The organism is Endozoicomonas sp. 4G, assembly GCF_023822025.1.
Taxonomy (GTDB): Bacteria; Pseudomonadota; Gammaproteobacteria; order Pseudomonadales; family Endozoicomonadaceae; genus Endozoicomonas_A.
This window is the reverse complement of the sequence record NZ_CP082909.1, coordinates 696,650-721,164: the sequence shown is the minus strand read 5'-3', so window position 1 is coordinate 721,164 and position 24,515 is coordinate 696,650. Positions and strand designations below refer to the sequence as shown.

Here is a 24,515-nt window from a genome sequence, read left to right as displayed (position 1 = left end):
TTCCCAATAAACAGTTCAACGACTGGGAAGCCGGGCCTTGCTATCCAAAAAACCATTGACTTTAACCTTGGCCATTGCCTTTTCTTTGTATTGCGCCAGTGAGCACGCTCAGGAAAGCAGGTTGCCTTTGCTCTTCGCTCTGGCCGTTGGCAATGCGTTTATCAATACCTCGAAGTCCTTTATTGAATTCTCATGCTTGGGAAATAACCAACCCACCTGGATAAGAGTCCCCAGTGGCCTGCCAGAACTTGACTCTACGGTTGGAGAAGCCAAGGCTTACCGTCGGGCAGCCTCTGATGATAGTGCCGACAGCGAAGACAGTGGCAATGAAGACAGCAACACCTCTGATGACAGTAGCGACAACCGTTCAGACGAAGACGAAGACGACGCCGAATCTGATGTTGAGTATGTAGCCACGACACTTAATCCTTTTCCGGTATCAAATGAAATCAGTCAGTATTGTGCGGCTCTGGAACTCAAAAAAATTAAGCAGGAACCCATTTCAGACAATGAAATACCCACTGAGCCAAAGGAAGACGTGGCAGAAGCGGACTCAACTGCTAACAGCACCGACCAGGCCGACTATTTGAAAACGCACAAAAAGCCCCGCCTGCCTGCCCGCCAGAGACCCAAGGTACGCCAGTGTGACCACGAGGACTGCAACTACAGCAGCAACCACCTGGGCAATCTGAAAAGGCACAAAAAGACCCACCTGCCTGCCGACCAGAGACCCAAAAAACCCAGGAAACCCAGAAAACCCAGGAAACCCAAACTGAAACACTGTAACCATGAGGACTGCAACTACAGCACCTACTACTCGCACAATCTGAAAATGCACAAACAGAAGCACCTGCCTGCCGACCGGAGACCTGAGATGTACCTGTGTGACCATGAAGGCTGCAGCTATAGCACCATACATCTGGGCAATCTGAAAAGGCACAAACTGACCCACCTGCCTGCCGACCAGAGACCCGATAGAGCCAAGGTTCACCAGTGTGACCATGAAGGCTGCAGCTACAGCAGCTACCACTCGGGCAATCTGAAAACGCACAAACAGACCCACCTGCCTGCCGACCAGAGACCCAAGCGACCCAAGCGACCCAGGGTACAGTGTGACTATGGTGACTGCGACTACAGCACCGACCACGCGGGTAATCTGAAAACGCACAAACTAACCCACCTGCCCGCCAACCAGAGACCCAGGAAGCCCCGGCTTCACCCCTGTAACCATGAGAGCTGTAACTACCGCACCTACTACCCTGGCAAACTGAAAAAGCATAAACAGACCCACTTGCATGTCGACCAGAGACTCAAAGAAACCTGACATCTCTCTCCAGATTTTGACTAACCTGATTTCCAAATAAACAGTTCAACCTTGGAAAACCAAGCTTTGCTATCTAAAAAACCATTGATTTTGATCTTCACCATGGTCTTTTCTGTGAATAGTTCTAATGGCCATGCCCAGGAAAATAACATGCCTTGGCTCTTCGCTCTGGCTGTTGGCCTTCACTCCCCGGGCGTCGAAGCTGTAGCTCACAGTCAGGCAGCCTCTGATGATGGTGCCTACAGCGAAGACAGTGGCAGTGAAGACAGCGGAACCTCTGATGAAAACAGCGACAACTCTTCTGACGAAAACGAAATGGATACCGAAACTGATGCCAAGTGCGTACGACTTAATCCTTTTCGGGCATTAAACGAAACCAGTCAGTTTTGTGTGTTTCTGGCACTGGAAGTCATTCAACAGGAGTTAATTTCAAACAAGGAAATACTCACTGAGTTATGGGCAGACGTGACAGAAGCCGATTCTGTTAACCACCTGAAAACGCACAAACAGCTCCGCCAGTCTGCCGACCAGAGACCCAGGGTGTACCAGTGTGACCATGAGGACTGCAAGCACAGCACCTGCCGGGCGGGCGATCTGAAAAAGCACAAACTGATCCACCTGCCTGCCGGGCAGAGACCCAAGGTGCACCTGTGTGACCATGACGGCTGCAACTACAGCACCGACAGAAAAGGCAGTCTGAAAAGGCACAAAGAGACCCACCTGCCTGCCGACCAGAGACCCAGAAAACCCAAGGTGCACCTGTGTGACCATGAGGGCTGCAACTACAACAGCGACCGGGCGTACCATCTGAAAAGGCACAAACAGACCCACCTGCCTGCCGATCAGAGAGCCACGCAATCCAAGCTGCACCACTGTGACCATGAGGGCTGCGACCACAAGACGAACCGGTCGGGTAATCTGAAAGTGCACAAACTGACCCACCTGCCTGCCGATCAGAGACCCACGAAATCCAAGCTGCACCGGTGTGACCATGAAGGCTGCAACTACAGCAGCGACCGGTCGGGCAATCTGAAAGCGCACAAACTGACCCACCGGCCTGCCGACCAGAGACCCACGAACTCCAAGCTGCATCAGTGTGACCATGAAGGCTGCGACTACCGCTCGAAACAGAAGAACAATCTGAAAAAACACAAACGGACCCACCTACCTGCCGATCAGAGACCCAAGCTGTACCGCTGTGGTCATGAGGGCTGCCACCACAGCACGGACGAGAAGGGCAATCTGAAAAAACACAAACGGATCCACCTGCCTGCCGATCAGAGACCCAAGCTGCACCGCTGTGACCATGAGGGCTGCGACTACAACACGGATTGGTCGAATAATCTGAAATCGCACAAACAGACCCACCTGCCTGACGACCAGAGACTCAAGTTGCAGTGTGAGCATGAGGGCTGCCACTACAGCACTGACCATGCGGGTAATCTGAAAAAGCACAAACAGACCCACCTGCCTGCCAATCAGAGACCTGAAAGAATTAAAAGAAAAGCGTATGACCAGCCGCCATCTAACCAGAAAAGAAAGAAGGGTGACAAAGAAGAGTCCGCTTCCCAACCCGCCTCAAAGAAACCTCCGACCTCTCCAGATTTTGACTAACCTGTTTTCCCAACAAACAGTTCAACCACTGGGAAGCCAGGCCTTGCTATCCAAAAAAACCTTGATTTTGACCTTAGCCGTTGCTTTTTCTGTGCATTGCTCTAATGGCCAGGCTCAGGAAAATAGGTTGTCTTTGCTTTTACCTGACGAAAGTGAACAGAGTGAGGCCATTGAATGGTGGGAGTTGAAGCAAGAATCCGAGGCAAACGACAGCGCCATGCCACCCGTTTGCTTCGGTGATGACATCCTCTTAAAACCAGACTCTTGTTACTTTACTCCTGACTCTGGCGTCGAAGCCAAGGCTTACCGTCGGGCAGCCTCTGATGATAGTGCCGACAGCGAAGACAGTGACAATGAAGACAACGGCACCTCTGATGAAAACAGTGACAAGGGTTCTAATGAAGACGAACCTGAGACCAAAACGGGTGTTCAGTATGTAACCACGACAAATTATCCCTTTCCGGTATCAAATGAAATCAGTCAGTATTGTGCGACTCTGGCACTGAAAAAGATTAAGCAGGAGCCTGTTTCAGACAACGAAACAGCCACTGAGTCAAAGGCAGAAGCAGACTCTGTTAATCCCCCGGAAATCACCTCAACGGCTTACTGCACTGACCAGAAAAACCATCTGAAAGCGCACAAACAGAGCCACCTGCCTGCCGACCAAAGACCCAAGAGACCCAAGAGACCCAAGGAGCAACAGTGTGACCATGAAGGCTGTAACTACAGCACTCAACAGGCGGGCCATCTGAAAAGGCACAAACAGATCCACCTGCCTGCCGACCAGAGACCCAGGAAACCCAAGTTGCGCCAATGTGGACACGAGAGCTGCAACTATAGTACTTACCACCCCGGCAATCTGAAAAGGCACAAACAGATCCATCTGCCTGCTGACCAAAAACCCAAGAGACCCAAGAGACCCAAGAAACCCAAGGAACCCAAGAGACCCAAGAGACCTAATTGGCACCAGTGTGACCATCAGGGCTGTAACTACAGAAGCAACCGTACGAGCAATCTGAAAATGCACAAACTGACCCACCTGCCTGCCGACCAAAGACCCAAGCGACCCAAGGGACCTAAGCGGCACCTGTGTGACCATCAGGGCTGTAACTACGGCACCGACTATTCGGGCAATCTGAAAAAGCACAAACTGACTCACCTGCCTGCCGACCAAAGACCCAAGGGACCCAAGGGACCCAGGTTGCACCAGTGTGACCATCAGGACTGCAACTACAGCACCAACCTCAAGGGCAATCTGAAAACGCACAAACAAAACCACCTGCCTGCCAACCAAAGAACCACGAAACTCAGGGTGCAACAGTGTAACCATGAGGGCTGCAACTACAGCACCAGCCAGACGTGCAATCTGAAAAGGCACCAAAAGACCCACCTGCCTGCCGACCAGAGAAACAAGATGCACCAGTGTGACCATCAGGGCTGTAACTACAGCACCGACTATTCGGGCAATCTGAAAACGCACAAACTGACTCACCTGCCTGCCGACCAGAGACACAAAAGAAAAGCGTTCGAACAGCTGCCACCGAACAAAAAAAGTAAGATGATAAAAAATGATCCACTTCCCAACCCGCCTTTAAGTAAACCTCCAACCTCTCTGCAGATTTTGACTAACCTGACATCACAATAAACCGCTCAACAACTGGGAAGCCAGGCCTTGCTATTAAAAAAAACCTCGATTTTGATCTTGGCCGTTGCTTTTTCCATGCAGTGCGCCAATGGCCACGCTCAGGAAATTAGTATGTCTTTGCTTTCCGCCCTGGCTGCTGGCAAGGCGCTTATCAAGACCCCGAAGCCCTTTATTGAGGTCTCAGTACGCCTGGGAAACAACCCACCCCCCCGGATAAGACTGCTACCTGACGAAAGTGAAGAGAGTGAGGCCATTGAATGGTGGGAGTTGAAGCAAGAAGCCAAGGCTTACAGCCGGGCCGCCTCTGATGATAGCGCCGACAGCGAAGACAGTGACAGCGAAGACAGTGACAGCGAAGACAGTGACAGCGAAGACAGTGACAATGAAGACAGCGGCGCCTCTGATAAAGGCAGCGACAACCGTTCAAACGAAGACGAAACTGATAGCGAAGCTGGTGTTCAGTATGTCACTACAACCCTTAATCCTTATCCAGTATCAAATGAAATCAGTCAGTATTGTACCGCTCTGGCACTGAAAAAGATTAAGCAGGAGCCCGTTTCAGACAATGAAATACCTACTGACTCAGTTGTTAACCATCTGGTAATCAACTCACCTGCCGACAGCACCGATCAGGGGCGTCATCTGAAAAGGCACAAACAAACCCGCCTGCCTGCCGACCAGAGACCTAAAAAAACCAAATCGCACCCTTGTCACCACGAGGGCTGCAACTACTGCACCACCAAGCCCTCCTATATGAAAAGGCACCAACAGACCCATCTGCCTGCCGACCAGAGACCCAAGATACACCAGTGCGGCTATGAGGGCTGTAACCACAGCACCAATCATGCGGGCAATCTGAAAAAGCACAGGCAGACCCACCTGCCTGCCGACCAGAGGCCCAAGAGAATCAAGATGCACCAGTGTGACCATGGGGGCTGCGACTACAGCACCGACCGGATAAAAACTCTGAAAAGGCACAAACAGACCCACCTGACTCCCTACCAGAGACTCAGGCTGTACCAGTGTGACCATGAGGCCTGCAACTACAACACCCATGTGATAGGCCATCTGAACAGGCACAAAAAAACCCACCTGCCTGCCGACCAGAAAGCCAGGGTGCACCAGTGTGGCTATGAGGGCTGCAACTACCGCACCGATCAGTCGAACAATCTGAAAAAGCATCAACAGACCCATCTGCCTGCCGACCAGAGAGCCAGGGTGCACCAGTGTGACCATGAGGGCTGCAACTACAGCAGCGACCGCTCGGGCAATCTGAAAACACACAAACTGAGCCACCTGCCTGCTGACCAGAGAGCCATGCCGTACCGGTGTAACCATGAAGGCTGCAACTACAAAAGCAATCTGCTGTGCAACCTGAAAAAGCACAAGCAGATCCACCTGCCCGCCGACCAGAGACCCGTGAAGACCAGGTTACACAGGTGTTACCATAAGGGCTGCAACTACCGCACCGACGACAAAGGTCACCTGAAAACGCACAAACAGACCCACCTGTCTGCCGACCAGAAACCCAGGAGACCCAAGGTGCATCAGTGTGACCATGAGGGCTGCAACTACAGCGCCACTCAGGCGAGCCATCTGAAAGCCCACAAACAGACCCACCTGCCTGCCGACCAGAGACCCAGGAAAATCAAGGTGCGCCAATGTAATTATGAGAGCTGTAACTTCAGCACCAACTATTCGAGCCATCTGAAATCGCACAAAAAGAACCACTTGCCTGCCTACCAGAGACTCGGGATGTTCCGGTGTGACCATGAGAGCTGCAACTACAGCACCGATCATCCGGGCAATCTGAAATTGCACAAACAGACCCATCTGCCCGACGACCAGCGACTCAGGGTGCACCGCTGTGACCATGAGGGCTGCAACTTCAGCACCGATCATGCGGGTCATCTGAACAGGCACAAACAGACCCACCTCCCTGCCGACCAGAGACCCAAAAGGAAAGCGTATGACCAGCCGCCATCTAACCAGAAAAGAAAGAAGGGTGATAAAAAATGACACACTTCCCGGACCGCCTTAAAGAAACCTCCGACCTTTCTCCAGATTTTGACTAACCTGACTTCCCAATAAACATTTCAACGACTGGGAAGCCAGACCTTGCTATCCAAAAAACGATTGACTTTGATCTTGGGCATTGTCTTGGGCATTGTCTTGGGCATTGCCTTTTCTGTACATTGCTCTAATGCCCAGACTCAGGAAAATAGAATGCCTTTGCTCTCTGCTCTGGCTGCCGACCTGGCTGCCGACCTGGCTGCCGACCTGGCTGCCGACCTGGCTGCCGACCTGGCTGCCGACAAGGTGCTTATCAACTTCCCGAAGCCCTTTATTGAGCTCTCATGCTTCGGAAATAACCAACCCACCCGGATAAGGCTTCTACCTGACGAAAGTGAAGAGAGTGAGGCCATCCTGTTAAAGCCAGACACTCGCTATTGCTTTTCTACTGAGCCTGACGTCGAAGCTGAGGCTTACCGTCAGGCAGCCTCTGATGATAGTGCCGACAGCGAAGACAGTGACAGCGAAGACAGTGACAGCGAAGACAGTGACAGCGAAGACAGCGGCGTCTCAGATGAAGAAAGCAACAACCTTTCAGACGAAGGCGAAGCGGATGCTGAATCTAATGTTCAGTATGTGACCACGACCCTTGATCCTTTTCGAGTATCAAATGAAGTCAGTCAGTATTGTGCGACTCTGGCACTAAAAAAGATTAAGCAGGAGCCCGTTTCAGACAGTGAAATAGCCACTGATTCAGAAATAAAAGTGACAGCATCAGACCCTGCTAACTATCTGAAAACGCATAAAAAGACCCAACTGCCTGCCGACCAGAGGCCAAAGATACACCAGTGTGACCATGCCGGCTGCAGTTACCGCACCGACCAGAAGGGCAATCTGAAAAGGCACAAACAGATCCACCTGCCTGCCGACCAGAGACCTGAGAGACAAAAGAGACCCAGGAAACCCAAGGTGCACTCGTGTGACCATGAGGGCTGCCACTACATCACCAACAACAAGAGCCATCTAAAGACGCACAAACAGATCCACCTGCCTGCCAACCAGAGAATCAAGAAACCCAAACTGCACCAGTGTGACCATGAAGGCTGCAACTTCAGCACTGGCCAGAAGTGTCATCTGAACAGGCACAAGCAGATCCACTGGCCGGCCTGGCAGAAAGCCAGAAGACCCAAGGTGCACCGGTGTGACCATGAGGGCTGCAACTACAGCTCCGACCAGACGGGCAATCTAAAAAAGCACAAACAGACCCACCTGCCTGCCAACCAGAGACCCAGGTTGCAGTGTGACCATGAGGACTGCAACTACAGCTGCTACGACAGGGGCAATCTGAAAAAGCACAAACAGGGCCATTTGCCTGCCAACCAGAGACTCAAGTTTCAGTGTGATCATAAGGGATGCAGCTACGGCACCTACGACGTGAGCACTCTGAAAAGGCACCAACAAACCCACCTGCCTGCCGACCAGAGACCCAAAAAACCCAGAGTGCACCAGTGTGACCATAAGGGCTGTGGCTACAGCAGCAACGTCATGAGCAATCTGAAAAGGCACAAACAGACCCACCTGCCTGCCAACCAGAGACTCAAGTTGCAGTGTGATCATAAGGGCTGCAACTACACCACCCACCAGAAGTGCCACCTGAACAGGCACGAACAGAGCCACCGGCGCACCCACCAGAGACCCAAAAGGAAAGCGGATGACCAGCCTCCAGGCAACAAAAAAAGAAAGCAGGGCGATAGAAAATGATCCGCCTCCGAACCCGCCGCAAAGAAACCTCCGATCTCTCTCCAGATTTTGACTAACCTGATTTCCAAATAAACGGTTCAACGACTGGGAACCCAGGCCTTGCTATCCAATAAACCATTGATTTTGGCCTTGGCCATTGCCTTTTCTGTGCATTGCTCTCATGGTCATACTCAGGAAAACAGGTTGTCTTTGCTCTTCACTCTGGCTGTCGGCAAGGCGCCTATCAATACCCCGAGGCCCTTTATTGAGGTCTCATGCTTCGGAAACAACCAGCACTGGCCTGAGGAACCAGAAGCTGAGGCTTTCAGTCGGGCAGTCTCTGATGATAGTGCCCACAGCAAAGACAGTGACAGCAAAGACAGTGACAGCAAAGACAGTGACAGCGAAGACAGTGACAGCGAAGACAGTGACAGTGAAGACAGTGGCAGTGAAGACAGTGGCACCTCTGATGAAAGCAGCGACAACCGTTCTGACGAAGACGACACTGAGACCGAAACGGATGTTCAGTGTGTAAACAGGACACCTGATCCTTTTCAAGCATTAAACGAAATCAGTGAGTATTGTGCGACTCTGAGACTGAAAATGATTCAGCAGGAGCCTATTTCCCACCCGCCTGCCGACCAGAGACCCAGAAAACCCAAGGTGCACCAGTGTGACCATGAGGGTTGTCACTACAGAACTGATCAGGCGAACAATCTGAAAAGGCACAAACAGATTCACCTGCCTGCCGACCAGAGACTCAGCAAACTCAAGGTGCACCGGTGTGACCATGAGGGCTGCAACTACAGCACTGACCGGAAAGACGATCTGAAAAGGCACAAACAGACCCACCTGCCTGCCGACCAGAGACCCAGGAAACCCAAGGTGCACCACTGTGACCATGAGGGCTGCGACTTCAGCTCCGACCGGAAGAGCAATCTGAAAGCGCACAAACATACCCATCTGCCTGCCGACCAAAAACTCAAAAGAGCCACGATGCGTTGTGAGCACGAAGGCTGCAACTACAGTACCGACCACAGTGGCAACCTGAAAACGCACAAAAAGAGCCACCTGCCCGCCGACCAGAGACCCAATGTGCACCAGTGTGGCTATGAGGGCTGTAACTACAGCACCGATCATGTGGGCAATCTGAAAAAGCACAGGCAGACCCACCTGTCTGCCGACGAGAGACAAAAGAGATTCAGGTTGCATCAGTGTGACCATAAGGGCTGCAACTTCAGCACCTACCAATTGTGCAATCTGCAAAAACACAAACAGACTCACCTGCCTGCCGACCAGAGACTCAAGCCGCATCAGTGTGACCATGAGGGCTGCGACTACAGCAGCAGCCAAACGTACCACCTGAATAGGCACAAACAGAGCCACCTGCCTGTCGAACAGAGAATCAGGACGCACCAATGTGACCATGAGGGCTGCGACTACAGAACCGATCAGGCGCACAGTCTGAAAATCCACAAACAGAACCATTTGCCTGTCAACCAGAGACTCAAGGTGTACCGGTGTGACCATGAGAACTGCGACTACAGCACTAGCCAAACGAACCATCTGAAAAGGCACAAACAGACCCATTTACCTACCGACCAGAGACCCAAAAGGAAAGCGTACGACCAGCTGCCATCTAACAAGAAAAGAAAGAAGGATAATAAAAAATGATCCGCTCCCAACCCGCCTCAAAGAAATCTCCGACCTCTCTCCAGATTTTGACTAACCTGACTTCCAAATAAACAATTCAACGACTGGGAAGCCAGGCCTTGCTATCCAAAAAATCATTGATTTTGACTTTGACCGTTGCCTTTTCTGTGCATTGCTTTAATGCCCGGACTCAGGAAAACAGGTTGCCTTTGCTCATTGAAGCAGAGCACGAGGCCATTGAATGGTACCACTTCGACATGCCACGAGCCTGGTTCGATGATGACGTCCTCTTAAAGCCAGGCACTGGCTATTGCTTTTCTCCTGGCCCTGGCGTCGAAGCTGAGGCTTACAGTCAGGCAGCCTCTGATGATAGTGCCGACAGCGAAGACAGTGACAGCGAAGACAGTGACAGCGAAGACAGTGACAGCGAAGACAGTGACAGTGAAGACAGCGACCCCCCTTCCGAAGAAGACGACACTGAGACCGAAACGGATGGTCAGTGTGTAAATACGACACCTGATCCCTTTCAACCATTAAACGAAATCAGTGAGTATTGTTCGACTCTGAGACTGAAAATGATTCATCAGGAGCCTGTTTCCCACCCGCCTGCCGACCAGAGACCCAAGAACCCCAGTAAACCCAAGCTGCACCAGTGCGACCATGAGGGTTGTCACTACAACACTGACCATCAGGGCAATCTGAAAAGGCACAAACAGACCCACCTGCCTGCCGACCAGAGACTCAGCAAACTCAAGGTGCACCAGTGTGACCATGAGGGCTGCAACTACAGCAGCAGATTTGTGCACAACCTGAAAAATCACAAACGGATCCACCTGCCTGCCGACCAGAGGGTCAAGATACACCGGTGTGACCATGAGGGCTGTGACTACAGCGCTGACCAGGCGGGCAATCTGAAAACTCACCAACAAACCCACCTGCCTGCCGATCAAAGATCCAGGGAGCACCGGTGTGACCATGAGGGCTGTCACTACTGCACAGACTATGCGTGCAAACTGAAAATGCACAAATGGACCCACCTGCCTGCCGACCAGAGACTCAAGCTGCACCGATGTGACCATGAGGGCTGTCACTACAGCACCGAACACAAGGCCCACCTGAAAAGGCACAAACCGATTCACCTGCCTGCCGACCAGAGGGTCAAGAAACCTAAGGTGCACCAGTGTGACCATGAAGGCTGCAACTACAGCACAAACCGCCCGGGCAATCTGAGAATGCACCAACAAATCCACCTGCCTGCCAACCAGAGACCCAAAAGAAAAGCGTATGAACAGCTGCCATCGAACAAGAAAAGAAGGAAGGGTGATAAAGAATGATCCGCCTTCCAACTCTTCTAAAAGAAACCTCCGACCTCTCTTCAGATTTTGACTAACCTGATTTCCAAATAAACAATTCAACGACTGGGGCGCCAGGCCTTGCTATCCAAAAAACCATTGATTTTGACCTTGGCCATTGCCCTTTCTGTGCATTGCTCTAATGCTCAGGCTCAGGAAAAGAGGTTGCTTTTGCTCTTCTCTGTGGCTGTCAGTCAGGCGCTTATCACTAGCCCGAAGCCCTTTATTGAGGTCTCAGTACGCCTGAGAAACAATCAACCCGCCCGGATAAGGCTTCTACCTGAAGAAAGTGAAGAGCGCGAAGAGAGCAAGGCCATTGAATGGTACCACTTCGACATGGCACGAGCCTGGTTCGGTGATGACGTCCTCTTGAAGCCAGACACTCGCTATTGCTTTTCTCCTGTCCCTGGCGGCAAGGCTGAGGCTTACAGCCGGGCAGTCTCTGATGATAGTGCCGACAGCGAAGACAGTGACAGCGAAGACAGTGACAGCGAAGACAGCGGCACCTCTGATGAAAGCACCGATAACCCTTCTGACGAAGACGACACTGAGACCGAAGCGGATCTTCAGTGTGTCAATACGACACCGGATCCTTTTCGGGCATTGAATGAATTCAGTGAGTATTGTGCGGTTCTGAGACTGGAAATGGTTCAGCAGGAGTCTATTTCAGACAGTAAAATACCTACTGAGTCAGAGGTGACCCACCTGCCTGCCGACCAGAGACCCAAAAGACCTCAGAAACCCAAGGTGCACCGGTGTGACCATGAGGGCTGCAACTACAGCACAAACCTGAAGGGCAATCTGAAAAAGCACCAACAGACCCACCTGCCTGCCGACCAGAGAGTCAAAGGCCCTAAAGTGCAGTGTGGCCATGAGGGCTGTAGCTACAGCACAGACCATCCGGGAAACCTGAAAGCACACCAAAGGACTCACCTGCCTGACGACCAGAGAACCAAGGTGCACCAGTGTGACCATGAGGGCTGCAACTACAGCACCTACCACAGGGGCAATCTGCAAAGGCACAAATATGCCCACCTGCCTGCCGTCCAGAGACCCAAAGTGTACCAGTGTAACCACGAGGGCTGCGACTACGGCACGGTCTATGCTGGCAATCTGAAAAACCACAAAATAAAACACTTACCCGCCGACCAGAGACCCAAAGTGCAGTGTGACCATGAGGGCTGCAACTACAGCACCTTGCACTTGAGCCATCTGATGTCGCACAAACAGATCCACCTGCCTGCCGACCAGAGACCCAGAGTGCGCCGGTGTAACCACGAGGGTTGCAACTACAGCAGCAACCACGTGGGCAATCTGAACAAGCACAAACAGACCCACCTGCCTGCCGACCAGAGACCCAAAAGAAAAGCGTATCACCAGCAGCCATCGAACAAGAAAAGAAAGATAGGTGATAAAGAATGATTCGCCTCCCAACCTGCCTCAAAGAAACCTCCGGACTCTCTCCGGATTTTAACTAACCTGATTTACCAGAACAGCTCAACGATTGAGAAGCCTGGCCTTGTTATTCAAAAAAAGATTGATTTTGCCCTTGTCCGTTGCCTTTTTTATGTATTGCTCTCATGGCCACGCTCAGGAAAACAGGTTGCCTTTGCTCTTCGCTCTGGCTGTCAGCAAGACGTTTATCGTCGGGGAGGCTAACTCTGACACCCGGGAAACTACTCTTCTCCCTCTTTTCCCGAACCGGGATGCGTTACCAGAACTTGACTCTATGGTGAAAGCTATCGCTACTGAGATACAGCAAGGAGATCAGCAACAACGTGAAATCCTTGAAACAGCGAAACAAAGGGTGAGTCTCATACTCTCTCGCTTTAGAGGCCATAAAAAGCCTCAGGAACCAGGAGAAGAAGGTCTTGAGGATGAGTGCGAGGCCATTGAATGGTACCACTTCGACATGCCACGAGCTTGCTTCGGTGATGACATCTTCTTAAGGCCAGACACTCGCTATTGCTTTTCTCCTGACCCTGATGTCGACGCCAAGGCTTACAATCGGTCAGCCTCTGATGATAGTGCCTACAGCGAAGACAGTGCCTACAGCGAAGACAGCGGCAGCTCTGATGAAGGCAGCGACAACGGTTCTGACGAAGACGAAACTGAGACCGAAACGGATGTTCAGTGTGCAAACACGACTCTTGATCCTTTTCGAGCATTAAACGAATTCAGTCAATATTGTGCGATTCTGAGACTGGAAATGATTCAACAAGAGTTTATTTCAAACAGTGACACACCCACTGGGTCAGAGGAAAGAGTGACAGAGAGACCTGGCAAACTCAATAAACCCAAGGTGCATCAGTGTGACCATGAAGGCTGCGACTACATCAGCGACTATTTGGGCCATCTGAACAGGCACAAAAAGATCCACCTGCCTGCCGACCAGAGATCCAGGATACACAAGTGTGACCATGGGAGCTGCAACTTCCGCACCGACCGGTCGGACGATCTGAAACGGCACAAACAGACCCACCTGCCTGCCGACCAGAAACCCAGAAAACCCAAGGTGCACCAGTGTGACCATGAGGGTTGCAATTACATGACCGACCAGACGGGCCACTTGAAAGCGCACAAACAGACCCACCTGCCTGCCGACCAGAGAGTCAACATGCACCGGTGTGACCATGAGGGCTGTAACTACAGCACCAGCCACAAAAACCATCTGCAAAGGCACATGCAGACCCACCTGCCTGCCGAACAGAAACCCGGGAAGCCCAAGATGCACCAGTGTGACCACGAGGGCTGCAACTACAGCGCCGAATGGCCGAGCCATCTGAAAAGGCACAAGCAGACCCACCTGCCTGTCAGCCAAAAACCCAAGAAACCCAAGAAACCCAAGATCCACCAGTGTGACCATGAAGGCTGCAACTACTGCACGAACCAGACGGGCAATCTGAAAAGGCACAAACAGATCCACCTGCCTGCCGACCAGAGACCCAAGAAACCCAAGGTGCACCAGTGTGACCATGAGGGCTGCGACTACTGCACCGACCGGACGAACGATCTGAAAAAACACCAACAGACCCACCTGCCTGCCGACCAGAGACTCAAGAAACCCAAGGTGCACCAGTGTGACCATGAGGGCTGCAACTACAGCACCGGCCACACAAGCCATCTGCAAAGGCACAAACAGACCCACTTGCCCGCCGACCAGACACAGAGCCCCAGGAAACCCAAAAGAAAAGCGTATGACCAGCCGCCATCTAACAAGAAAAGAAAGAAGAGTGATCAAGAATGATCCCCCTCCCAACCCACCTAAAAGAAACCTCCGACCTCTTTCCAGATTTTGACTAACCTGAGATACCAATAAACAGTTCAACGACTGGGAAGCCAGGCCTTGTTATCCAAAAAACCATTGATTTTGACCTTGACCATGGCCTTTTCTGTGCATTGCTTCGGTGATGACATCCTCTTAAAGCCACTCTTAAAGTCAAATACTCGCTATTGCTTTTCTCCTGCCACTGGCGTCTCTCCTGATTCTGCCGTCGAAGCTAAGGCTCACAGCCGGGCAGCCTCTGATGATAGTGCCTACAGCGAAGACAGTGGCACCGAAGACAACGGCACCTCTGATGAAAACAGCGACAACCCTTCTGAAGAAAACGAAACTGATACCGAAACGGATGTCCTGTGTATAAACACGACACCTGTTTTTTTTCCAGAATTAAACGAAATCAGTGAGTATTGTACGACTCTGAGACTGAAAATAGTTAGCCAGGAGTCCACTTCAGACAGTGAAATACCCACTAGGTCAGAGACAGAAGTGACTAATGCAGACTCTGCTAACAACTCGGAAACCACCTCAACTACTTACAGCACCGACCAGGCGAACCCTCTGAAAACGCACAAACAGACCCACCTGCCTGCCGGCCAGAGAGCCAAGAGAGCCAGACTGCAGTGTGACCATGAGGGCTGCTGCTACAGCACCTGCCGGACGTTCGACCTGAAAAAGCATAAGCAGACCCACCTGCCTGCCAACCAGAGACTCAAGTTGCACCAGTGTAACCATGAGGGCTGCGACTACGGCACAGACCGTGCGGGCAATCTGATAACGCACAAACAGACCCACTTACCTGCCGACCAGAGACCCAAGAGAGCCAAGAGAGCCAGAGTCCACCAGTGTGAACATGAAGGCTGTAACTACAGCACAGACCGTGCGGACAATCTGAAAACGCACAAACGGATCCACCTGCCTGCCGACCAAAGACCCAAGGTGCACCAGTGTGGGCATGAGGGCTGCCACTACAGAACCGACCACCGGAGCAGCCTGAAAACGCACCAACTGACCCATCTGCCTGCCGACCAGAGACCCAAAAGATTCAAGGTGCACCAGTGTGACCATGAGGGCTGCCACTACAGAACCGACCACCGGGGCAGCCTGAATACGCACCAACTGACCCATCTGCCTGCCGACCAGAGACCCAAAAGATTCAAGGTGCACCAGTGTGACCATGAGGGCTGCCACTACAGAACCGACAACAAGGGCAGTCTGAAAACACACAAACTGACCCATCTACCTGCCGACCAGAGACCCAAGGTGCACCAGTGTGACCATGAGGGCTGCCACTACAGAACCGACAACAGGGGCAGTCTGAAAAAACACAAACAGACCCACCGGCCTGCCGACCAGAGACTCAAGAGACCCAAAAGAAAAGCGCATGACCAGCCGTCATCTAACAAGAAAAGAAAGAAGAGTGATCAAGAATGATCCCCCTCCCAACCCACCTAAAAGAAACCTCCGACCTCTTTCCAGATTTTGACTAACCTGAGATACCAATAAACAGTTCAACGACTGGGAAGCCAGACCTTGTTATCCAAAAAACCATTGATTTTGACCTTGGTCATGGCCTTTTCTGTGTACCGGGATGCGCTACCGGAACCAGAAGAAGAGAGTGAGGCCATTGAATGGTGGGAGTTGAAGCAAGAATCCGACGAAAACCATAGCGATATGCCACGAGCTTGCTTCGGTGATGACATCCTCTTAAAGCCAATCTTAAAGTCAAATACTCGCTATTGCTTTTTTCCTGCCACTGGCGTCTCTCCTGATTCTGCCGTCGAAGCTAAGGCTCGCAGCCGGGCAGCCTTTGATGATAGTGCCTACAGCGAAGACAGTGGCAGTGAAGACAGTGGCAGTGAAGACAGCGGCTCCTCTGATGAAAGCAGCAACAACCTTTCTGACGAAGACGACACTAATACTGAAACTAATGCTCAGTGTGTAAACACGACAGTTGACCCTTTTCAGGCATTAAATGAATTCAGTCAGTATTGTGCGACCCTGAGACAGAATATGATGAATCAGGAGTTCATTTCAGACAGTGAAATGCCCATTGAGTCAACCGACAAACAGACCCACCTGCCTGCCAACCACAGAGTCAGGGCGCACCGGTGTGAGCATGAGGGTTGCAACTACAGCACCGACCACAGCGGCAATCTGAAAAAGCACAAACAGACCCACATGCCTGCTGAGCAGAGACCTAAGCCGCACCAGTGTGACCACGAAGGCTGCGACTACAACACCGACCACAAGGGCAATCTGAAAAAGCACAAACAGACCCACATGCCTGCTGAGCAGAGACCCAGGCCGCATCAGTGTGACCATGAAGGCTGCGACTACAGCAGCGACCGGGCGAACTATCTGAAAACGCACAAAAAGACCCATCTGCCTGCCGACCAGAGACCCAAAATATTCAAGGTGTACCAGTGTGACCATGAGGGCTGCAGCTACTGCACCGAGTATGCAACCAATCTGAAATTGCACAAACAGACCCATCTGCCTGCCGACCAGAGAGTCAGGAGGCACCAGTGTGACCATGAGGGCTGCAACTACTGCACCGATCTGCCAGGCAATCTGAAAAAACACAAACAGATCCACTTGCCTGTCCAACAGAGACTCAATTTGCAATGTAACCATGAGGGCTGCAACTACAGCACTTATCTGGCAGGCAATTTGAAAATGCACAAACAGATCCACTTGCCTGCCCAACAGAGACTCAGGTTGCAGTGTAACCATGAGGGCTGCAATTACAGCACCAACTACAAGAGCCATCTGACAAAGCACAAACAGACTCACCGGCCTGCTGACCAGAGACCCAAGAGACCCAGGATGCCCAAGGTGCACCAGTGTCACCATAAGGGCTGCAACTACAAAAGTCTGCTGGCGGGCCATCTGAAAAGGCACAAACGGACCCATCTGCCTGCCGATCAGAGAGTCAAGGTGCACAAGTGTGACCATGAGGGCTGCAATTACAGCAGCGACCATAAGTTCAATCTGAAAGCACACAAACAGATCCACCTGACTACCAACCAGAGAGCCAAGGTGCACCAGTGTGACCACGAGGGCTGCAACTACAGCAGCCATCAAGCGTGCAGTCTGAAAAAGCACAAACAGACCCATCTGCCTGTCGATCAGAGAGTCATGAGGCACCAGTGTGATCATGAGAGCTGTAACTACAGCACCGATCACATAGGTCATCTGAAAACGCACAAGCTGGCCCACCTGCCGGCCGACCAGAGGCTCAAGATATTCAAGCTGCACCACTGTGATTATGAGGGCTGCGACTACAGCAGTAATCAGGTGTGTAATCTGAAAAGGCACAAACAGACCCACCTGCCTCCTGGCCAGAGACCCAGAGTGCACCAGTGTGACCATGAGGGCTGCAACTACAGCTGCGATCAGACGGACAATCTGAAAAAACACAAACAGACCCACTTGCCTGCCGACCAGAGGCCCAAGAGACCCAAAGTGCACCAGTGTGACCACGAGGGCTGCGACTACATTACTGACTATGTAAACAATCTGAAAAGGCACAAACAGATCCACTTGCCTACTAACCAGAGAACCAAACGAAAAGCGTATGACCAACCGCCATATAACCGAAAAAGAAAAAAGGGTGGTAAAGAATGATCCGTCTTCCAGCTCAGCTCAAAGAAACCTCCGGCCTCTTTTCAGATTTTGACTAACCTGAGATACCAATAAACAGTTCAACGACTGGGAAGCCAGGCCTTGTTATCCAAAAAACCATTGATTTTTACCTTGGCCATGGCCTTTTCTGTGCATTGCTTCGGTGATGACATCCTCTTAAAGCCACTCTTAAAGTCAAATACTCGCTATTGCTTTTTTCCTGCCACTGGCGTCTCTCCTGATTCTGCCGTCGCAGCTAAGGCTCACAGCCCGACAGCCTCTGATGATAGTGCCTACAGCGAAGACAGTGGCACCGAAGACAGTGGCACCGAAGACAGTGGCACCGAAGACAGCGGCACCGAAGACAGCGGCACCTCGGATGAAAGCAGCGACCCCCCTTCTGAAGAAGACGAAACGGATGTTCAGTGTGTAAACACGACACCTGACCCTTTTCGAGCATTAAATGAAATCAGTGAGTATTGTGCGACTCTGAGACTGAAAATGATTAGCCAGGAGTCCACTTCAGACAGTGAAAAAACCACTGGGCCAGAGGCGGAAGTAACCAATGCAAACTCTGCTAACAACCTGGAAATCACCTCAACTGCTCACAGTACCGACCAGCCGGGCCATCAGAAAACACACAAACAGTTCCACCTGCCTGCCAACCAGAAATCCAAGAGAACCAAAGTACACCATTGTGACCATGAGGGCTGCGGCTACAGCACCCACTACACGAACCATCTTAAAAGGCACCAACAGATCCACCTGCCTGCCAACCAGAGACCCAAAAGACCCAGGATTCACCAGTGTAACTATGAGGGCTGCGGCTACAGCACCCATAACACGCACCATCTGAAAATGCACCAACATATCCACCTGCCTGCTGACCAGAGACCCAAGGTGCACCGGTGTGACCATGAGGGCTGCAACTACAGAACCGACCACCGAGGCAGCCTGAAAATACACAATCAGACCCACCTGCCTACTGACCAGAGAGCCAAGAGAGCCAGGCTGCATTGTGACCATGAGGGCTGCTGCTACCGCACCTGCCGGGCGTTCGATCTGAAAAAGCATAAGCAGACCCATCTGCCTGCCGACCAGAGACTCAAGTTGCACCAGTGTGACTATGAGGGCTGCAACTACATCTCAGACCGTACGGGCAATCTGAAAACGCACAAACAGACCCACTTACCTGCCGACCAGAGAGCCAAGAGAGCCAAGGTGCACCAGTGTGAACATGAAGGCTGCAACTACAGCACCGACTATGCGAGCAACCTGAAAACGCACAAACGGACCCACGTGCCTGCCGATCACAGACCCAAGGCGCATCAGTGTGACCATGAGGGCTGCCACTACAGAACCGACAACAGGGGCAGTCTGAAAACACACAAACAGACCCACTTGCCTGCCGACCAGAGACCCAAAAGGAAAGCGTATGACCAGCCGCCCTCTAACTGATCCACTTGCCAACCCGCCCTGAAGAAACCTCCGCCCTCTCTCCAGATTTTGACTAACCTGATTTTCCAACAAACAGTTCAACGACTGGGAAGCCGGGCCTTGCTATTCAAAAAACCATTGATTTTGACCTTGGCCATTACCTTTTCTGTGCATTGCTTCAATGGCTACGCTCAGGACAACGGGTTGCCTTTGCTCTTCGCTCTGGCTGTTGGCAAGGCGCTTACCTATACCCCGAAGCCCTTGCAAGCACAAGTATGCTTCGGAAATAACCAACCTACCCGGATAAGGCTTATAGCCAACAATAACCTGAAAATTGGCCTTCACTCCCCCGGCCCAATACCGGTCGAAGAAGAAGAGAGCGAGGCCATTAAATGGTGGGAGTTGAAACAAGAATCCGACGAATACCACAGCGATATACCACGAGTTTGCTTTTCTCCTGCCACTGGCGTCTCTCCTGATTCTGCCGTCGAAGCTAAGGCTCACAGCCGGGCAGCCTCTGATGATAGTGCCTACAGCGAAGACAGTGGCACCGAAGACAGCGGTAGCTCTGATGAAAACAGCGACACCGCTTCTGAAGAAGACGAAACGGATGTTCAGTGTGTAAACACAACACCTGACCCTTTTCGAGCATTAAACGAAATCAGTGAGTATTGTGCGACTCTGAGACTGAAAATGATTAGCCAGGAGCCCACTTCAGACAATGAAATAGCCACTGGGTCAGAGGCAGAAGTGACCAATGCAAACCATGCTAACAACCTGGAAATCACCTCAACTGCCCACAGCACCGATCAGACGAACCCTCTGAAAACGCACCAACAGGCCCACCTGCCTGCCGACCAGAGACCCATAAGACCCAAGGTGCACCAGTGTGACCATGAGGGCTGCGACTACAACTCCGACCGTAAGAGCAATCTGAACAAGCACAAACAGATCCACCTGCCTGCCGACCAAAGACCCATAAGACCCAAGGTGCACCATTGTGACCATGAGGGCTGCAACCACAGCACCAGCTATGTGCACCACCTGAACAAGCACAAACAGACCCATCTGCCTGCTGACCAGAGACCCAGGAAACCCAAGATACACCAGTGTGACCACGAGGGCTGCCACTACAGCACCGCCCGGAAGGACCATCTAAAAAAGCACAAACAGACCCACCTGCCTGCTGACCAGAGACCCAGGGTGCATCAGTGTGATCATGAGGGCTGCAACTATAGGACCGACCACAGGACCATTCTGAAAATACACAAACAGATCCACCTGCCTGCTGACCAGAGACCCAAACTGCACCAGTGTGACCATGAGGACTGCGATTACAGCACCGACCGGGCGAGCGACCTGAAAAAGCATAAGCAGATCCACCTGCCTGCCGACCAGAGACCCATAAGACCCAAGGTGCACCAGTGTGACCATGAGGGCTGCCACTACAGCACCGCCCGGAAGGAACATCTAAAAAAGCACAAACAGACCCACCTGCCTGCCGAACAGAGAATCAGGGTGCATCAGTGTGATCATGAGGGCTGCAACTACAGGACCGACCACAGCCCCAGTCTGAAAAAGCACAAACAGACCCACCTGCCTGCCGACCAGAGACCCAGGGCGCACCAGTGTGATTATGAGGGCTGCAGCTACCGTACCTACCGGGCGGAAGACCTGAGAAAGCATAAGCAGACCCACCTGCCTGCCGACCAGAGACTCGAGAGACCCAAAAGGAAAGCGTATGACCAGCCGCCCTTTAACAAGAAAAGAAAGAAGAATGATAAAGAATGATCCATCTCCCAACCCGCCTCGAAGAAACCTCCGCCCTCTCTCCAGGTTTTGACTAACCTGATTTTCCAACAAACAGTTCAACGACTGGGAAGCCGGGCCTTGCTATTCAAAAAACCATTGATTTTGACCTTGGCCATTACCTTTTCTGTGCATTGCTTCAATGGCTACGGCTACGCTCAGGAAAACAGTCTGTCTTTACTCTTCGTTCTGGCTGCTGGCAAGGCGCTTATCAACACCCCGAAGCTCTTTATCGAAGCCTCGTCCAGGAATGGCATCGAAGCTAAGGCTTACAGCCGAGCAGCCTCTGGTGATAGTGCCTACAGCGAAGACAGTGGCACCGAAGACAACGGCACCTCTGATGACAATAGCGACAACCATTCTGAAGAAGACGAAACTGATACCGAAACGGATGTTCAGTGTATAAACACGACACCTGACCCTTTTCGGGCATTAAACGAAATCAGTGAGTACTGTGCGACCCTGAGACTGAAAATGATTGAGCAGGACGCCACTTCAAACAATGAAATAGCCACCGAGTCAGAGACAGAAGTAACAGAAGTAACAGAAGTAACAGAAGTAACAGAAGCAAACTCTGCTAACAATCTGGAAACCACCTCAACCACTTACAGCACCGATCAGGTGATCCATCTGAAAACACACAAACAGACCCACCTGCCTGCCGACCGGAAACCCAAGAAATCCAAGATGTACCAGTGTGACCATGATGGCTGCAACTACACCACCGGATGGACGAGCAATCTGAAAAGGCACAAGCAGACCCACCTGCCTGCCGACCAGAGAACCAAGGTGCATCAGTGTGGGCACAAGGGCTGCAACTACAGGAGCGACCAGAAGTGCAATCTGCAAAATCACAAACAGACCCACCTGTCTGCCGACCAGAGACCCAAGGTGCACCAGTGTGACCACCAGGGCTGCGACTACAGCACCGACCAGTCGTGCCATCTGACAAGGCACAAACAGACCCACCTGCCTGTCGGCCAGAGACCCAAAAAAAACAAAGTGCAGCAGTGTGACCATCAGGGCTAAGAGGCACAAACAGACCCACCTGCCTGCCGACCAGAGACTCAAGAGACCTAAAAGAAAAGCGTCTGACCAGCCGCCTTCTAACAAGAAAAGAAAGAAGGATGATAAAGAATGACCCACTTCCCAACCCGTCCCACAGAAACCAGCGACCTCTCTCCAGATTTTGACTAACCTGATTTCCCAATAAACAGTTCAACAACTGGGAAGCCAATCCTTGCTATTGAAAAAACCATTGATTTTGATTCTGGCCATTGCTTTTTCTGTGCATTGCTCCAATGGCTACGCTCAGGAAAACAGTCTGTCTTTGCTCTTCGTTCTGGCTGCTGGCAAGGCGCTTATCAACAACCCGAAGCTCTTTATCGAAGTCTCGTCCAGGAATGGCGTCGAAGCTAAGGCTTACAGCCGGGCAGCTTCTGATGATAGTGCCTACAGCGAAGACAGTGGCACCGAAGACAACGGCACCTCTGATGACAATAGCGACAACCATTCTGAAGAAGACGAAACTGATACCGAAACGGATGTTCAGTGTGTAAACACGACACCTGACCCTTTTCGGGCATTAAACGAAATCAGTGAGTACTGTGCGACCCTGAGACTGAAAATAATTGAGCAGAACGCCATTTCAAACAATGAAATAGCCACTGGGTCAGAGACAGAAGCAACAGAAGCAACAGAAGCAACAGAAGCAAACTCTGCTAACAATCTGGAAACCACCTCAACCACTTACAGCACCGATCAGGTGATCCATCTGAAAACACACAAACAGACCCACCTGCCTGCCGACCGGAAACCCAAGAAATCCAAGATGTACCAGTGTGACCATGATGGCTGCAACTACACCACCGGATGGACGAGCCATCTGAAAAGGCACAAGCAGACCCACCTGCCTGCCGACCAGAGACCCAAGGTTCACCAGTGTGACCATGAGGGCTGCAACTACCGCACCGACAACAGTGGCAGTCTGAAAGCGCACAAACAAACCCACCTGCCTGCCGACCAGAGATCCAAGGCGCACCAGTGTAACCATGAGGGCTGCAACTACCGCACCGACAACAGTCGCAATCTGAAAACGCACAAACAAACCCACCTGCCTGCTGACCAAAGGCTCAGGGCATACCAGTGTGACCATCAGGGCTGCGATTACAGCACCATCTATGCGAGCGATCTGAAAAAGCACAAACCGACCCACCTGCCAGCCGACCAGAGACCTAAGATGCACCAGTGTGACCATGAGAGCTGCAATTACAGCACCAGCCACAGGTGCTCTCTGAAAAGACACAAACAGACCCATCTGCCTGCCGACCAGAGACCCATGGAACCCAAGGTGCACCGGTGTGACCATCAGGGCTGTGATTACAGGACCAACCGGGCGGCCGATCTGAAAAAGCACAAACCCATCCACCTGCCTGCCGACCAGAGACCCAAGGTGCACCAGTGTGACCATGAGGGCTGCAATTACAGCACCGACAAGACGTACCATCTAGGAAGGCACAAACAGAGGCACTTGCCTGTCGACCAGAGAGCCAGGGTATACCGGTGTGAGCATGAGGGCTGCAATTACAGCAGCGACAAGACGTACACACTAGAAAGGCACAAACAGACCCACCTGCCTGCCGACCAGAGATCCAGGGTGTACCGGTGTGATGATGAGGGCTGCGACTACAGCACCAACCAGGCGGGTAACCTGAAAAGGCACAAACAGATCCACCTGCCTGTCGACCAGAGACTCAGGGCACACCACTGTGACCATGAGGGCTGCTGCTACAGTACCGACCGGGCGTACGATCTGAAAACGCATAAACAGACCCACCTGCCTGCCGACCAGAGACTCAAGAGACCTAAAAGAAAAGCCTATGACCAGCCGCCATCTAACGGAAAAAGAAAGAAGGGTGATAAAGAATGACCCACTTCCCAACCCGCCCCACAGAAACCAGCGACCTCTCTCCAGATTTTGACTAACCTGATTTCTCAATAAACAGTTCAACAACTGGGAAG

The 24,515-nt window shown here is 51.8% G+C and carries 16 protein-coding genes; all 16 read left to right on the top strand.

What is annotated here, in order from left to right; translation table 11 throughout:
• Positions 1-37: 37 nt before the first annotated feature.
• The 16 genes from K7B67_RS02690 to K7B67_RS02620 all read left to right on the top strand — a co-directional run bounded on the left by K7B67_RS02690 (position 38) and on the right by K7B67_RS02620 (position 24,423).
• The gene (locus K7B67_RS02690; protein WP_252178836.1) at positions 38-1,324 is read left to right on the top strand and encodes a hypothetical protein; all 1,287 of its coding nucleotides are present in this window, start codon (positions 38-40) and stop codon (positions 1,322-1,324) included.
• 66 nt (positions 1,325-1,390) lie between these two features.
• A complete protein-coding gene (locus tag K7B67_RS02685) occupies positions 1,391-2,938 on the top strand; it encodes a hypothetical protein (protein WP_252178835.1) in 1,548 nt (515 codons plus the stop codon).
• Positions 2,939-2,981: 43 nt separating this feature from the next.
• Positions 2,982-4,583, top strand: coding sequence for a hypothetical protein (locus K7B67_RS02680; protein ID WP_252178834.1), 1,602 nt, complete (start codon positions 2,982-2,984; stop codon positions 4,581-4,583).
• 27 nt (positions 4,584-4,610) lie between these two features.
• Positions 4,611-6,602 (top strand): hypothetical protein, encoded by a 1,992-nt coding sequence (locus K7B67_RS02675; RefSeq protein WP_252178833.1) that lies wholly within the window; start codon positions 4,611-4,613, stop codon positions 6,600-6,602.
• Positions 6,603-6,701: 99 nt separating this feature from the next.
• The gene (locus tag K7B67_RS02670; RefSeq protein WP_252178832.1) at positions 6,702-8,357 is read left to right on the top strand and encodes a hypothetical protein; all 1,656 of its coding nucleotides are present in this window, start codon (positions 6,702-6,704) and stop codon (positions 8,355-8,357) included.
• Positions 8,358-8,456: 99 nt separating this feature from the next.
• Positions 8,457-10,010, top strand: coding sequence for a hypothetical protein (locus tag K7B67_RS02665; protein ID WP_252178831.1), 1,554 nt, complete (start codon positions 8,457-8,459; stop codon positions 10,008-10,010).
• A 98-nt stretch (positions 10,011-10,108) separates the two neighbouring features.
• Positions 10,109-11,323 (top strand): hypothetical protein, encoded by a 1,215-nt coding sequence (locus tag K7B67_RS02660; RefSeq protein ID WP_252178830.1) that lies wholly within the window; start codon positions 10,109-10,111, stop codon positions 11,321-11,323.
• A 99-nt stretch (positions 11,324-11,422) separates the two neighbouring features.
• A complete protein-coding gene (locus K7B67_RS02655; protein WP_252178829.1) occupies positions 11,423-12,763 on the top strand; it encodes a C2H2-type zinc finger protein in 1,341 nt (446 codons plus the stop codon).
• A 97-nt stretch (positions 12,764-12,860) separates the two neighbouring features.
• Positions 12,861-14,588, top strand: coding sequence for a hypothetical protein (locus K7B67_RS02650; RefSeq protein WP_252178828.1), 1,728 nt, complete (start codon positions 12,861-12,863; stop codon positions 14,586-14,588).
• A gap of 99 nt (positions 14,589-14,687) precedes the next feature.
• Positions 14,688-16,055, top strand: coding sequence for a hypothetical protein (locus tag K7B67_RS02645; RefSeq protein WP_252178827.1), 1,368 nt, complete (start codon positions 14,688-14,690; stop codon positions 16,053-16,055).
• Between the two features lie 99 nt (positions 16,056-16,154).
• The gene (locus tag K7B67_RS02640; RefSeq protein WP_252178826.1) at positions 16,155-18,251 is read left to right on the top strand and encodes a hypothetical protein; all 2,097 of its coding nucleotides are present in this window, start codon (positions 16,155-16,157) and stop codon (positions 18,249-18,251) included.
• Between the two features lie 99 nt (positions 18,252-18,350).
• Entirely contained in the window at positions 18,351-19,706 is a 1,356-nt protein-coding gene (locus K7B67_RS02635; RefSeq protein WP_252178825.1) for a hypothetical protein, read from the top strand.
• Between the two features lie 99 nt (positions 19,707-19,805).
• Positions 19,806-21,476, top strand: coding sequence for a hypothetical protein (locus K7B67_RS02630; RefSeq protein WP_252178824.1), 1,671 nt, complete (start codon positions 19,806-19,808; stop codon positions 21,474-21,476).
• Between the two features lie 99 nt (positions 21,477-21,575).
• The gene (locus K7B67_RS02625) at positions 21,576-22,523 is read left to right on the top strand and encodes a C2H2-type zinc finger protein (RefSeq protein WP_252178823.1); all 948 of its coding nucleotides are present in this window, start codon (positions 21,576-21,578) and stop codon (positions 22,521-22,523) included.
• On the top strand, positions 22,507-22,635 hold the full coding sequence (locus K7B67_RS23825; protein WP_256484693.1) for a hypothetical protein: 129 nt from the start codon (positions 22,507-22,509) through the stop codon (positions 22,633-22,635). The genes K7B67_RS02625 and K7B67_RS23825 overlap by 17 nt, the downstream gene beginning before the upstream one ends.
• Positions 22,636-22,734: 99 nt before the next feature.
• Entirely contained in the window at positions 22,735-24,423 is a 1,689-nt protein-coding gene (locus K7B67_RS02620) for a hypothetical protein (RefSeq protein WP_252178822.1), read from the top strand.
• The last annotated feature ends 92 nt before the right edge of the window (positions 24,424-24,515 follow it).